Raw genomic sequence first — 14,699 nt, 5'->3', positions numbered from 1 at the left:
GAAAAGGAGACATTATGAAAAAAGATCAACACCAACTTAATTGGCTGATGGTATCTCTGATTGCCTTCAACATGGTTTGGGGGCTAGGAAACGTCGTCAACAACTACTCTCAACAGGGAATTTCAGTCGTCGTATCTTGGATTTTAATCCTCGCGCTCTACTTCATCCCTTATTCCCTCATCGTCGGACAACTAGGTTCTACCTTTAAGGAAAGCGGAAGCGGTGTTAGTGACTGGGTTGAAAAAACATCAACCAAACGTCTAGCCTACTTCGCTGCTTGGACCTACTGGGTTGTTCACATTCCTTACCTCGCACAAAAGCCTCAAGGAATCCTTATTCCACTCGGATGGGCCTTGCAAGGTAACGGACAGTTTCTAAAACAAATTGACATCCACTGGATTGTTATTCTCTGCTTACTGATCTTTGGACTTTTCCTCTACCTTTCTACAAAAGGATTGACAACTCTTAAAGTCATCGGTAGCTTGGCAGGAAGTGCCATGTTGATCATGTCTTTACTCTTTGTGCTTTTGGCTGTCGGTCTGCCTTTCATCAAACCAGACGTTCAGTTTGCGACACCACACATGGATCAACTGAGCACCTACATTCCAAACTTCGATTTTTCTTATTTTACAACCATCTCACTACTGGTCTTTGCAGTTGGTGGTTGTGAAAAAATTTCCCCTTATGTTAATCAAACTCGCAATCCTGCAAAAGAATTTCCAAAAGGTATGATTGTGATGGCAATCATGGTAGGTCTCTCTGCTATCCTCGGATCAGTTGCCATGGGAATGCTATTTGACGGCAATAACATCCCTGAAGACCTCATGCGTAATGGCGCTTATCAAGCCTTCCAAATGTTAGGAAATTCTTGGGGAGTTGGAAACCTCTTTGTCGTGATCTACGCTCTTACAAACATGGTCGGACAAATCGCTGCGCTTGCCTTCTCTATTGACGCACCATTGCAAATCCTTCTCAATAACGCTGATGAAAACTACATCCCAAGCTGGCTTCGCAAACGGACTGAAAAAGGTGTCCTCATTAACGGCTACCTTCTTACAGGTATCCTCGTTAGCCTTATCATCATCCTTCCAATTTTTGGTATTCAGGAAATTGACGGACTTGTAAAATGGATGACCAACCTCAATTCTATTGTAATGCCAATGCGTTATCTCTGGGTATTCCTTGCCTATATGATGCTCAATCGCGCTTGGAAAACATACAAAAATGCAGAATACAAGTTTGTTAACAATCCTAAACTTGGCTTTGTTATCGGTACTTGGTGCTTCCTCTTCACTGCCTTTGCTTGTATCCTAGGTATGGTTCCAAAAATTAGCTATGCTGAGAATCCAACTGCTTGGCAATTCTCTCTTCTTACAAACATCTTGACTCCAATTATTTTGATTGGTCTAGGTGTTATTCTACCAATCCTTGCAAAAAAAGAACAAAAGAAACAAATCAAATAAATTCTACTATTAGTCAGTTTCACTTTTGTCTTTTCCTGAAAAAAATCCCCTTGGAACAGTAGCGTTCAAGGGGATTTCTTTTTGTCTAATAGTTTATTTTTTACTTGGCCTCATACCAAGTTACGCCTTCATTTTCATCAGCAATCAGTGGAACACTGAGCTGGATGGCTTCTTCCATGGTTTGTTTAACCAATTTCTTAATTACTGCTAGTTCTGACTTAGGTACTTCAAGAACTATTTCATCGTGTACTTGGAGGAGCATCTTAGTTTGATAACCACCTGCTACCAAGGCCTTATCTAGCTGAATCATAGCGATTTTGAGAATATCTGCAGCCGAACCTTGAATAGGGGAGTTGATAGCTGTACGCTCTGCAAAACCACGAATGTTAAAGTTACGCGAATTGATATCTGGCAACTCACGACGACGTTTGAAGAGAGTCTCTACATAACCCTTATCACGCGCCTCACGAACCACTTCATCCATGTAATTTTTGATACCAGGGAAGCGTTCAAAGTAAGTGTCGATGTATGCTTTAGCCTCTTTACGGCTGATACCTAGGTTATTGGATAAACCAAAGTCTGAAATTCCGTAAACCACTCCAAAGTTGACAGCCTTGGCATTGCGACGATCGTTTGGAGTCACATCCTCAGGACGTTCAATTCCAAAAACCCGCATGGCTGTCGAGGTATGGATATCAGCTCCCTCTTGGAAGGCCTTGATTAAGTGCTCATCTTTAGAGATATGTGCCAAAACTCGCAACTCAATCTGTGAATAGTCAGAGCTGAGAAGGACACTATCCTCCCACTCTGGCACGAAAGCCTTACGAATGAGGCGACCTTGTTCCAAGCGAACAGGAATATTTTGCAAGTTTGGATCGACACTAGACAGACGCCCTGTCTGAGTCAAATCCTGCACATAGCGCGTGTGAATCTTGCCATCGGCTAAAATCCAGTCCTGCAAACCAATCACATAAGTCGATTGAATCTTAGCAATTTGACGATAATCTAAAATTTTCTTGACGATTGGGGCAATAGGAGCTAGGCGCTCTAACACATCCACTGCTGTTGAGTAACCTGTCTTGGTTTTCTTGGTGTATTCTATAGGGAGACCTAGCTTTTCAAAAAGTAGTTCACCCAACTGTTTAGGCGAGTTGATATTAAATTCCTCACCAGCTAGTTCATAAATCTCTTGAGTCAACTTCTCGATGATGAGCTCATTTTCAGCTTGCATCTCAAGAAGTGTTTCTTTTTTGACCTTAATCCCAGCGATTTCCATCTTAGCAAGAACAAAGGCCAGAGGCTGCTCCATATCATAAAGAAGGTCTAATTGTCCGTTTTCACTTAATTTTTCAAGTAAAACAGGCTCTGTCTCAACCAGCACAGCAACCTTGCGAGCCAAGTGCTCCAAGAAGGTTTCTCTCTCAGGGATAGCTTTCTTGATCCCCTTACCATAGAAAGTTTCATCATCGACTAGGTAAGTTTGTCCATAGAGACTAGCAATGGTTGAAATTTCATTATTCTCTACAGTAGAGAGAAGGTATTTGGCCAAGCGACTGTCAAAAGCAGGAGCCTGCAAGTCCAAACCAAAGCAATTTAAGAGAACTTTAGCTTTCTTAAAGTCATACACTTTCAGAGATGTTTTTTCTAGAAAATCCTTGAGAATCGGATTCTGCAAAAGTTCCAGCTTATCTGTAGCATAGAGCTTGTCTCCACAAGACCAAGCAAAACCAAGCAAATCATCTGTATGGTAATTTTCACCAAAAAGTTCAAAGTGGAAGATAGAGTCGGCACTCAGCATATCTTCACTCACTTTGTCCACCATGGTGAAATTCAAAGTCTCAGCTTGATTAACCTGAGAAGCATTCAAGGCTTGCTTGAGCTGCTTAAAGCCCATCTCATCGTAGAATTTTCCGAGGTTTTCAATATCTGGACCGCTATAAACCAAATCATCTAGACTGATTTCAATTGGCGCTTTCGTATCAATGGTCGCTAGTGTTTTTGACAGGAAGGCTTGTTCCTTGTCATTTATGAGATTTTCCTTCATCTTAGAGGCCTTCATGCTATCAATATTTTCATAAATGCCTTCAAGCGATCCGTGTTCTAACAAGAGCTTGATCCCAGTCTTCTCACCGATTTTGGTCACCCCAGGGATATTATCAGACTTATCCCCCATAAGGGCCTTAAGATCAATAAACTGAGCTGGGGTAATTCCCATCTTTTCCATGAGATATTCTGGGGTATAGGCCTCAAACTCGGCGACACCTTTCTTAGAAATCTCAACTACCGTATGTTCATCCGTCAGCTGAATTAAGTCTTTATCTCCACTGACGATTGTTACATCAAAAGATTCCTTTTCAGCCAAGCGACCAAGAGTTCCAATGATATCATCCGCCTCATACTGAGCCAACTCATAATGGCGAATTCCAAGATGGTCTAGCAACTCACGAATGAAGGGGAATTGCTCCCGAAACTCATCTGGTGTCTTAGCACGACCACCCTTATATTCTGCATACATCTCTGTACGGAAGGTCGTTTTCCCCGCATCAAAAGCAACCAAAATATGACTCGGCTGGACACGTTCCAATAGGTGATTTAGCATCAGATGAAAACCGTAGATTGCATTGGTATGTAGTCCATTGTCATTTTTAAAACGATCCAGTTGCTGGTAAAGTGCAAAAAATGCTCGGAAAGCAACTGAAGATCCATCAATCAATAATAATTTTTTCTTGTCCATACACCCATTATAAAGGAAAGCAGGGAAAAATACCATTGCCAAGAGTTAGATTATCGATCAAGGCTTATTGGGACGCTTGTTCTACTCGCGCACCATTGCTGTCAACTTGGAACCCATCTATAGTCGTATCTACTGCCAATTCTCCAGATGCGTTCACGTAATAATGTTTCCCTGAAACCTGGAACCACTGACTAGTCTTCATAGCGCCCGAGCTTTCGAGATAATACCAAATGCCCTTATCCTTCAACCACCCTGTCTGCATTTCTCCAGATGATTTCAAGTAGTACCACTTGGAACCGTCTTTTAGCCAACCTGTTCTCATTGAACCATTAGTTTGGAAATAGTACCAACTGCCGTTTATCTTTTTCCAACCAAGAGCGACTTTCCCATTTTCATAGTAGTACCAAATTGTTCCTTCTTTTTCCCATCCATTTTTAGAACGAGAGTTTCCTTCCAGCTGGACATATCTTCGACTACCAGTTCGTGATAGATAAGAAACCCATTTATAGCCATCTTTTTCAAGAGTCTGATCATAATGAACACTTTCTCCCGCATAATAATAATCGATAATAGTGGCAGTCAGTGAGGGCTGATCCCTAATGGTAGCTTTTTCTGTAAAAATATGTGTCCCGCTAGAGACGGGAGCAGACTGATAATTTCCTGCGCTAGTATTCCCCACATCTTTAAAATGAATAAATCCAGTCATAGAATTGGCCTTTACCGTTCGTCGATTATACCTTTCTCTGACTCCATAATTGTATTCTTCAATTTCAATCATATCACCAAACACATTGGATACCCAAGCGACATGGCCATACTGTCCGCTTGCATCCCAAGCGATAGAACCAATTGCTGGACGCTGATCTACACGATAACCTTCTCGTTTAGCACGATAACCCCAATCCTTAGCATTTCCATACGCAGCAGGCAGTTCAAAACCATTGACACTACTTAAACGAAAGGCAGCGAAAGACGTACACTGTCTAGAATACATGCGCCACTTATCAATTTCTTGACTTCCATTTTTATAATAATAGGGATAATCATCTCCTCGTGCCAGCGATCCATTGTTTGCCTGATTGGCATGAACAGCTCCTCCACCAAACAAAAAAGCCCCCGCTAACAATAGAGAAGTTGTTCCAACAACTGTTTTTCTAAGAGCAAATCTCTTTTTACTTCCTGCTTTACTGAATGTCATTCATTCTCCTTCAAATAGTTAGATTTTTGAGGTTGACCTCATCTATATTATTCGAAAGAAAAAGAAAAAAGTGAGAAAACTTCCCACTTTCAAGCTTAATCCAAATAGTGAATTAAATTCTTTTCCGTTAAAATATCTGAATATGTGAAAGATTCAACATAGACATTAGCTTGCTTGTCTCCTTCAACATTTCCAAACTCAACGATGAAGAGCGATGGATAAACCTCAATTAGTTTTCCTAAACGATTTTTTTGGCGTTTACGACCATTTTCTAAGGTCATTTCCACCACTTGTCCCTCATGCGCCTTAATCTCTTCTTTGATTTTTTTCATTTTAGCCACATCTGTAAATGCGTCTGTCATCTTGGTTCCTCCATCTTCGAAATACTTGAAAATTTATTATATTCTTTTTGGAAAATCAATTCTACCGTTCCGCGAGCACCGCTACGGTTTTTCTCGATAATCACTTCTACTTTATTATTTGGAATGCCTTCCTCTTCTTCACCACCGCGCTCATAATAGTCATCACGATAGAGAAAGGCTACGATATCAGCATCCTGCTCAATAGATCCAGATTCACGAATATCAGACAAGACTGGTCTCTTATCTTGACGTTGTTCAACTCCACGGGACAGCTGACTGAGAGCTATAACTGGAACTTTGAGTTCTTTCGCTAAGATTTTCAACTGACGCGAAATTTCAGATACTTCTTGTTGACGATTTTCCCGACCAGTTCCTGTGATAAGTTGGAGATAGTCAATCAAAATCAAGCCTAGATTACCTGTTTCCTGAGCCAGTTTACGGGAACGGGAGCGAATTTCTGTGATCCGAATCCCAGGTGTGTCATCAATATAGATACTTGCATTAGCTAAATTTCCCTGAGCAATCGTATACTTACGCCATTCTTCCTCAGTCAATTGGCCCGTACGGATAGAATGCGACTCTACCAAACCTTCCGCAGCCAGCATACGATCGACCAAGCTTTCAGCACCCATTTCCAGAGAGAAAATAGCAACTGTCTTGTCTAATTTGGTTCCGATATTTTGCGCAATATTCAAAGCAAAGGCTGTCTTACCAACCGCAGGACGAGCTGCCAAAATAATCAATTCTTCCTCATGCAGACCTGTCGTCATGTGATCTAAATCTCGATAACCTGTCGCAATACCCGTGATATCCGAAGTCTGTTGAGAACGAGCTTCTAAATTCCCAAAGTTGATATTCAATACATCGCGAATATTTTTAAAGCCATTTCGATTGGCATTCTCACTAACGTCAATCAAGCCTTTTTCTGCACGAGCAATAATTTCGTCAGCAGGTTGAGAAGCTTCATAGGCTAGGTTTACAGACTCTGTCAACTTAGCAATTAGTCGTCTAAGCATAGCCTTTTCTGCTACAATTTTAGCATAGTATTCCGCATTGGCAGAGGTTGGCACCGAATTGACAATCTCAACCAGATAAGACAAGCCTCCAATAGTTTGTAAATCACCCTGGCTATCTAGTATCGTCCGAACTGTGGTTGCGTCAATAGCATCTCCACGATCAGACAAATCAACCATAGCTTGAAAAATCAAACGGTGAGCATACTTAAAGAAGTCCTGTGAATCAATATATTCTCGGACAAAAACGAGTTTAGTCTCATCAATAAAAATGGCTCCTAAAACAGATTGTTCTGCCAGGATATCTTGAGGCTGAACACGCAGTTCTTCAACTTCTGCCATCAGACTTTCCTTCCTTTTACAATATTGTCAACCAATCGTAAATTATGCTTCCTTGACACGGAGATTGATTACACTTGTCACATCTTGATAAATCTTCACTGGAACATCAATCAAACCAACTGCTCGAATTGGTGATTGAACTTGAATATGGCGTTTATCAATTTTAATACCAAATTGTTTTTGCAATTCTTCTGCAATTTTCTTGTTGGTAATAGATCCAAATGTACGACCGTCTGGACCAACCTTTTCGACAAACTCAACGATTGTTTCTTCTGCTTCCAGTTTTGCTTTAATTTCCTTAGCTTCTGCAAGCATCTCTGCATGTGCTTTTTCTTCTGATTTTTGTTTACCACGCAACTCACCAATAGCTTGAGCTGTCGCTTCCTTAGCAAGGTTTTTCTTAATTAAAAAGTTTTGTGCATATCCAGTTGGCACTTCTTTAATTTCACCTTTTTTTCCTTTACCTTTAACATCTGCTAAAAAGATTACTTTCATTCTTCTGACTCCTTTTCTTTTGTTTCATTAAAAATAACTGTTTTTAGTTTATCTCCTGCTTCTTGCAGGCTCATATCTGTCAACCGCGCTGCAGCTAAGTTAAAGTGACCACCGCCACCTAACATTTCCATAATTCGCTGGACATTAATCTTACTTCTACTTCGGGCAGAAATAGAGATTGCTCCTTGACTATTCTTAGCAAGTACAAAGCTGGCTTCTATACCAGACATGGCAAGCAAAGCATCAGCAGCTTTACTAATAACAACCGTATCGTACTCTTTATCCTCCAAAGCTTGAGCAACCAGAATTGATGGTTGTACCATCTGCCCTTGTAAAATTAACTCATTCACCAAACGATATTCTTCAAAATCCGTGGCCGAAATTTCCTGAATGACAATACTATCACTGCCTCTTGTTCTGAGATAGCTTGCTACATCAAAGGTACGACTTGTTACGCGAGAGGTGAAATTCTTTGTATCCAACATCATTCCACCCATAAGAATACTAGCCTGAATACGACTCAAACGTGTTTTCTTAGAATTTTGAAATTGAATCAACTCCGTCACCAGCTCACTGGCACTGCTAGCTCCACTTTCTATATAAGTAATGACTGCATTATCTGGAAAATCTTGGTCCCGACGGTGATGGTCAATGATGATTGTCTGTGTAAACAAGTCATAAAACTCTTTAGATAAGGTCAAAGCCGTCTTGGAATGGTCAACCATCACAAGCAAGGAACGTTTGTTAACCATTGTCATAGCCTGGACTAAAGGAAGAAGTTTTGAAACACCCTCCTCTTCCAAATAGTTGATAGCTCGAGCGATGTCTGGAGACATCTGCGTAGGATCATAAACCACATAACTATCTTCCAGTACATTACTCGAAAACAACTGCATTCCAACTGCTGAACCAAGAGCATCCATGTCAAGATTCTTGTGACCAACAATAAAAACTCGATCGACACTTTTAAGTTTATCTGAGATAGCTGTCATCATAGCACGAGTTCGTGTCCGAGTTCGTTTAACAGATGCTGCTGAACCGCCTCCAAAGTAGATTGGATTTTTGGTTTCATCATTCTCTTTTACAACTACTTGGTCACCACCACGAACTTCGGCTAAGTTGAGATTGAGGAGAGCAACCTTCCCAATCTGGTCATGATTACCATCACCATAGGAAACTCCTATACTCATCGTTAGTGGTAAATTTCGTTGCTTGGCTTCCTCACGAAAGGTGTCAATTACAGAAAACTTATCCTGCATCAAGTGATCAAGTACAGTGTAGTCAGTAAATAGATAAAACCGATCCATACTCACTCTACGAGAAAACATGGCATGTTTCCCAGCAAATTCTGAAACAAAATTTGCAACAAAGCTATTAATATGACTAATGTCTGATTCAGACGTTTCATTTTCCAAATCATCATAGTTATCAACTGAGATAATCCCGATTACCGGTCTACTTGTCACAAGCTCAGCAGTAGCCTCATACTCACCAGAAACATCAAAAAAGTATAAGACACCTGAATTTCTATCTAAATGCACTGCGTAACGTTTCTCCCCAACAATGGCATAAGTACCAGGTGATGAAATCGAACTCTTTAAAATCATTTGAAATTGAGGAAAATCAATTTCTCCATCCTCAGTTGTCAAAATTAATTCAGCATAGGGATTGAACCACTCAATCTCACTACTGTTCATATTTAATTTAACAACCCCAACAGGCATTTGCTCAAGAAGGGCACTCAAACTATCCGTAGCCTGATGATTGATATACTGGATTTGCTCGATATCCGTTTTTTTGTAGTATTTTTTCTGGAAATTAAATAGCAGAACATAGAATACTAAAAATAAAAATAGGCTCGCTATAGTGACAAAATCATCCTTTACAAACACAATCAAAATAGTCATCATCGTAAAGGTTACCATAGCAATCAGGTATATAAAAAAGGGATTTATTTCATTTTTTTTCATTCCAAACCTCTTGCGCATTATTATACCACAAAAGTAGTCAAAATGCGACTTTTAAAGAGGTATCTCTAGCTGCCAACTTCAGATTTCCAAACTAAAAAGTGGTTTACACTAGTGTAAACCACTTTTACAGACTAATCATTAAGATTCTTTAACTTCCAGAAGACCGATATCTCCATCTTCACGACGATAGATTACATTTGTTGTTTCGTCTTCAACATCTACATAGATGAAGAAGTCATGTCCCAACAAGTCCATTTGAAGAATTGCTTCTTCCAAATCCATAGGTTTCAAATCAATTTGTTTTGAACGAACAACTTTTGGTTGAACTACATCTAACTCTTCAACCAAAGCATCTGTAAAGAGTTGACTTGTTGATACTTTATTTCTATTTTTACGCTCAATCTTTGTTTTGTTTTTACGAATCTGACGCTCAATCTTATCTGTCACCAAATCAATAGAGCCGTACATATCTTGAGAAATGTCTTCTGCACGAAGAGTAATAGATCCAAGCGGAATGGTTACTTCAACTTTAGCAGTCTTTTCACGGTAAACTTTCAAGTTTACACGTGCGTCCAATTCTTGGTCTGCTTGGAAGTATTTTTCGATCTTTTCGAGTTTAGAAACTACATAATCACGAATTGCTTCTGTTACTTCTAGGTTTTCACCACGGATACTATATTTAATCATATAAGTACCTTCTTTCTAAACATATTTGTTTTTCTAATTATATTATAACGCTTTCAAAAAATTATTGCAAACTTTTTCCTCATCTTGCGAGGGAAAAAGTTTTAATATTCTGACAACCAGCCTCTAATAGCATACTTTTAAGACGATTCAGCGTGCTACCAGTCGTATAGATATCATCAAATAGTAAGATATTTTCTGGAAGCTTCACTCCATCTTTCAACAAAAAGGGAAATACTGTAAGTAAACGATCTGCTCGATTTTTTGAAGAGCTAGCTTCAACTTCGTTTTTAACCAAAATATCCAGATAGGATAGCCCAGTCTCCTTTATCAAACCCTCTACTTGATTAAAGCCCCTACTTTTGAAACGCTGCTCACTCAGAGGGACAATTACAATCTGATAACCCGTATACTTTTTTAACTCTTTTTGCAATATTTTAGAAAATACTTTTCTTAAAATATAATCACCATCAAATTTATAGCGACTAAAATACTCTTTCATGGCCTGATTATAGGAATAAAGAGCTGCATGATCAACCTTTACACCTTTTTTATGCCAAAATTGACAATCTTGACAGTTTGTTGACACATCTTTTTTGAAACACCTAGGGCAATGGTTGTCACCGATAATCTCAAAAGACAAAAGACAGGATTCACATACTAGTTCCTCCTCCTTTTTAAAACAAAGTAGGCTAGTAAAGGTTAGCTCAGTTTTCAAACCTTTATCACATAATAAACACTTCACACTCCTGCCTCCCGATTCATTTGTTTAATCTCCTTTATAGCTCTCTTAATAGACTGATTGAGTCCGTCATGGAAAAATATAAGTTCTCCAGTAGGCCGATCCATGCTTCTTCCAACTCGCCCACCAATTTGTACTAAACTTGACTTGGTAAATAATTGATGATTGGCTTCCACCACAAAAACATCTACACGAGGGAAGGTGACTCCACGCTCTAATATAGTTGTGCTTATTAGTATCGTCAACTGTCCATCTCTGAAAGCTTGTACCTTCTCTAGCCTGTTTTCTGTGATCGACGATACAAAGCCTATTTTCTCATTTGGAAATTGTTTTTTCAGGATCACCTTTAACTTCTCTCCCTTCTTTATCTCAGAAGCAAAGATTAGTAAGGGATAGGCTGTTTTCCTCTGTTTCTCGATGTATTTCTTTAGTGTGGGTGATAAACGTTCTTTATCCAAATAGCCGTTAAAATTTGATAACCAGATTGGCTTGGGAACAATGAGAGGATTTCCATGAAAGCGACGGGGTAAGCTAAGACGCTTTAACTCCCCTTGTTTAACTTTTCTATCTAACTCATCAGTTGACGTTGCTGTTAAAAATATTCTCAATCCGGTCTCCTTTACACAATTATTGACAGCATGGTAAAGTACAGGATTATCAACATAAGGAAAGGCATCCACTTCATCCACAATCAATAAATCAAAAGCTTGATAAAACTTTAATAACTGGTGAGTGGTTGCTACAACTAAAGGGGTGCGAAAATAAGGATCCGAATCCCCATGTAGTAGCGCAATCTCACATGCAAAATCATTTTGTAGTCGTTTATGCAGCTCTAAGCAAACATCTATGCGAGGACTGGCCAGACAAACAGCTCCACCCTGATTTATCACCTTAGCGACAACTTGGTAGATCATCTCTGTCTTACCAGCTCCTGTCACTGCATGTACCAAGGTGGCCTCCTTCTTATCTACCGCCTGAAGGAGTCCTTGTGATACCCGCTCTTGAAAGGGAGTCAGTTGTCCTGACCATTTGAGTACATCTTGCTCCGGAAACCTTTCTTGCGGAAAATAATAGAGTTCTTGATCACTTCTTATTCGCTTCATAATCAAGCATTCTCGACAATAAAAAGCACCAACAGGCAAATGCCATTCTTCTTTTATCTGACTACCACAACGCTGACAATATTGTTGGCCCTTCTCTTTTTTCATAGATGAAATTGTTTTTGCTTGCTGTCTCTCATCATAACTTAATTCTTGTTCCGTAAAAAGGCGACCGAGGTAATTTGGATTGACTTTCATATTTCTTTATTCGTAAAATGTAGAAGTTTATGCTATTTTTTAGTACAATAAAACTATGGAATATAGAACTATAAAAGAGGACGGACAAGTCCAAGAAGAAATCAAAAAATCACGCTTTATCTGTCATGCTAAACGTGTCTATAATGAGGAAGAAGCTCGTGACTTTATCTCAGCCATCAAAAAAGAACACTATAAAGCAACCCACAACTGCTCTGCTTTTATTGTCGGTGAACGCAGTGAAATCAAGCGAACTAGTGATGACGGAGAGCCTAGTGGAACTGCTGGTGTTCCTATGCTAGGAGTTTTGGAAAACCACAACCTTACTAATGTCTGTGTGGTAGTTACTCGTTATTTCGGCGGTATTAAACTAGGAGCTGGTGGTTTGATTCGTGCATACGCTGGTAGTGTTGCTCTAGCAGTTAAGGAAATTGGTATTATTGAAATTAAAGAACAGGCAGGGATCCAGATTCACATGACCTATGCCCAGTATCAAGAATATGGGAATTTTCTTAAAGAGCATAATCTCATAGAATTAGAGACAAACTTTACAGATCAAGTTGACACTATTATTTTCATTGACAAAGAAAAGAAAAACGGTATCATGGCTGATCTCATTGAATTTTTCAATGGAAAAGTTACTCTAACTGACAAAGGTTTACGTGAAGTTGAAGTACCTGTAAACCTATCGTAAAGAAAGGAAATATCATATGGCTTTTGGAAGATTAATTCAGGGACTTGCTGGAAACTTCAGTGAACAAAGTAAAGATGCTCTTACCAAGGAGTTTGGACAATATTTATTGGAGAACGAGGAAATTCAAAGTGGATATAAACTCATTCGTGACTCAATTATCTTTACAAATATCCGAATCATCTTTACAGATAAACAAGGGGCAACCGGACGGAAGATGTCTATCAAATCAATTTTCCTCATGAACATCGTTAATGTTGAGATGGAAACTGCTGGACTTGGGATTGATGATAGCGAGATTACGATTACTTACTTAGAAAATGCCTTTCTAAAAGCTCATAATGAGCACTTTAACTCTCACAAATTTGAATTTCCAAAGAAAACAGATATCGTACCTCTTTATACTTATCTATTTGAATTAGCTTATCACAATCGTTTAAATATTAACGGTTTGAATCACTGATATAAAAAAATCCTATCACTTTGATAGGATTTCTATATTTTACAAAAGTCAAAGTTAGCGTTATACTAGAAGCATCTTATATAAAGAGGTGCTAACATGGCTATTTATAACAACATCACAGAACTCATCGGTAGAACACCGATTGTTAAATTAAACAACATTGTACCTGAAGGTGCAGCAGATGTTTATGTAAAACTTGAAGCTTTTAACCCAGGATCATCCGTTAAGGACCGCATCGCCCTAAGTATGATTGAAAAAGCAGAACAAGAAGGTAAATTGAAACCAGGTTCTACTATTGTGGAAGCAACAAGTGGAAATACTGGTATCGGACTTTCATGGGTTGGTGCTGCTAAAGGCTATAAAGTTGTTATCGTTATGCCTGAAACCATGAGTGTTGAACGTCGTAAAATTATCCAAGCTTATGGAGCTGAACTAGTCCTCACTCCTGGTAGCGAAGGAATGAAAGGTGCGATTGCAAAAGCGCAGGAAATTGCTGCTGAGCGTGATGGTTTCCTACCATTACAGTTTATTAACCAAGCTAACCCAGAAGTTCACGAAAGAACAACAGGAGCTGAAATTCTAGCTGATTTCGGAGCTGATGGTTTAGATGCCTTTGTTGCTGGTGTTGGTACTGGAGGAACTATTTCTGGTGTCTCTCACGCTCTTAAATCGGCTAATTCAAACATTCAAGTTTTTGCAGTTGAGGCAGACGAGTCAGCTATCTTGTCAGGTGAAAAACCGGGTCCTCACAAAATTCAAGGTATCTCTGCAGGATTCATCCCAGAAACACTTGATACCGAAGCTTATGATGGTATCGTTCGCGTGACATCAGACAATGCTCTTGCACTTGGTCGCGAAATTGGTGGAAAAGAAGGCTTCTTGGTAGGTATTTCTTCTGCCGCAGCTATCTATGCAGCAATCGAAGTTGCTAAAAAACTTGGGGCAGGTAAAAAAGTCCTTGCGCTTGCACCAGATAACGGAGAACGTTACCTATCTACAGCACTCTATGAGTTTGAAGTATAGTCTCCTAAATACATTAAGCCCTAAGTATGGGGCTTTTTGTTTACCTTCAAAGGGATTCCTCTGAGTTCCCCTCCAACAAAAGAAAAGGAAGCTGATTTGAACTGCACCCCAAAAGTTAGACATAAAAATCTAACTTTTGGGGTGTTTTTATTATGAAATTAACTTATGAAGATAAAGTTCAAATATATGAATTAAGAAAGAAAGGAGAGAGCTTTAGACAACTT

General features: G+C 39.3%; 13 protein-coding genes. 4 read left to right on the top strand and 9 right to left on the bottom strand.

Going from position 1 to position 14,699, the window contains the following annotated elements; genetic code table 11:
• The first annotated feature begins 14 nt into the window (after window positions 1-14).
• The gene (locus tag QM887_RS06730) at window positions 15-1,463 is read left to right on the top strand and encodes an APC family permease (protein ID WP_414271074.1); all 1,449 of its coding nucleotides are present in this window, start codon (window positions 15-17) and stop codon (window positions 1,461-1,463) included.
• Window positions 1,464-1,563: 100 nt separating this feature from the next.
• Here the strand turns inward: QM887_RS06730 and polA are convergent, their stop codons facing one another.
• The 9 genes from polA to QM887_RS06685 form a co-directional block, all read right to left on the bottom strand.
• Window positions 1,564-4,197, bottom strand: a complete 2,634-nt coding sequence (gene polA / locus QM887_RS06725; RefSeq protein WP_414271073.1) for a DNA polymerase I — start codon at window positions 4,195-4,197, stop codon at window positions 1,564-1,566.
• A 64-nt stretch (window positions 4,198-4,261) separates the two neighbouring features.
• A complete protein-coding gene (locus QM887_RS06720) occupies window positions 4,262-5,395 on the bottom strand; it encodes an SH3 domain-containing protein (protein WP_414271072.1) in 1,134 nt (377 codons plus the stop codon).
• 95 nt (window positions 5,396-5,490) lie between these two features.
• Complete coding sequence (locus QM887_RS06715; RefSeq protein ID WP_000128621.1) at window positions 5,491-5,757, bottom strand: Veg family protein; 267 nt, start codon at window positions 5,755-5,757, stop codon at window positions 5,491-5,493.
• The gene (gene dnaB, locus QM887_RS06710; protein ID WP_000852500.1) at window positions 5,754-7,112 is read right to left on the bottom strand and encodes a replicative DNA helicase; all 1,359 of its coding nucleotides are present in this window, start codon (window positions 7,110-7,112) and stop codon (window positions 5,754-5,756) included. Before dnaB ends, QM887_RS06715 begins: the two co-directional genes overlap by 4 nt.
• A gap of 42 nt (window positions 7,113-7,154) precedes the next feature.
• The gene (gene rplI / locus QM887_RS06705; protein WP_000864204.1) at window positions 7,155-7,607 is read right to left on the bottom strand and encodes a 50S ribosomal protein L9; all 453 of its coding nucleotides are present in this window, start codon (window positions 7,605-7,607) and stop codon (window positions 7,155-7,157) included.
• Window positions 7,604-9,532 carry a DHH family phosphoesterase gene (locus QM887_RS06700; protein WP_414271125.1) on the bottom strand — a complete coding sequence of 643 codons (1,929 nt, stop codon included), beginning with the start codon at window positions 9,530-9,532 and terminating at the stop codon, window positions 7,604-7,606. The genes rplI and QM887_RS06700 overlap by 4 nt, the downstream gene beginning before the upstream one ends.
• Before the next feature lie 183 nt (window positions 9,533-9,715).
• Window positions 9,716-10,264, bottom strand: coding sequence for a ribosome hibernation-promoting factor, HPF/YfiA family (hpf, locus tag QM887_RS06695; protein ID WP_414271071.1), 549 nt, complete (start codon window positions 10,262-10,264; stop codon window positions 9,716-9,718).
• 79 nt (window positions 10,265-10,343) lie between these two features.
• A complete protein-coding gene (locus QM887_RS06690) occupies window positions 10,344-11,006 on the bottom strand; it encodes a ComF family protein (protein WP_414271070.1) in 663 nt (220 codons plus the stop codon).
• Complete coding sequence (locus QM887_RS06685; RefSeq protein ID WP_414271069.1) at window positions 11,003-12,301, bottom strand: DEAD/DEAH box helicase; 1,299 nt, start codon at window positions 12,299-12,301, stop codon at window positions 11,003-11,005. The genes QM887_RS06690 and QM887_RS06685 overlap by 4 nt, the downstream gene beginning before the upstream one ends.
• 55 nt (window positions 12,302-12,356) lie before the next feature.
• On the opposite strand from QM887_RS06685, the gene QM887_RS06680 reads away from it, so the two are divergent.
• The 3 genes from QM887_RS06680 to cysK all read left to right on the top strand — a co-directional run bounded on the left by QM887_RS06680 (window position 12,357) and on the right by cysK (window position 14,475).
• Window positions 12,357-12,992, top strand: coding sequence for a YigZ family protein (locus tag QM887_RS06680; RefSeq protein ID WP_414271068.1), 636 nt, complete (start codon window positions 12,357-12,359; stop codon window positions 12,990-12,992).
• A gap of 16 nt (window positions 12,993-13,008) precedes the next feature.
• On the top strand, window positions 13,009-13,452 hold the full coding sequence (locus QM887_RS06675; protein ID WP_414271067.1) for a PH domain-containing protein: 444 nt from the start codon (window positions 13,009-13,011) through the stop codon (window positions 13,450-13,452).
• 96 nt (window positions 13,453-13,548) lie between these two features.
• Window positions 13,549-14,475, top strand: a complete 927-nt coding sequence (cysK, locus tag QM887_RS06670; protein WP_414271066.1) for a cysteine synthase A — start codon at window positions 13,549-13,551, stop codon at window positions 14,473-14,475.
• Window positions 14,476-14,699 lie beyond the last annotated feature (224 nt).

Origin of the sequence: Streptococcus infantis (assembly GCF_047460875.1) — a bacterium.
GTDB classification, from domain to species: Bacteria; Bacillota; Bacilli; order Lactobacillales; family Streptococcaceae; genus Streptococcus; species Streptococcus infantis_AA.
The sequence above is the reverse complement of the archived record's forward strand: the minus strand, read 5'-3'. Positions and strand labels throughout refer to the sequence as shown.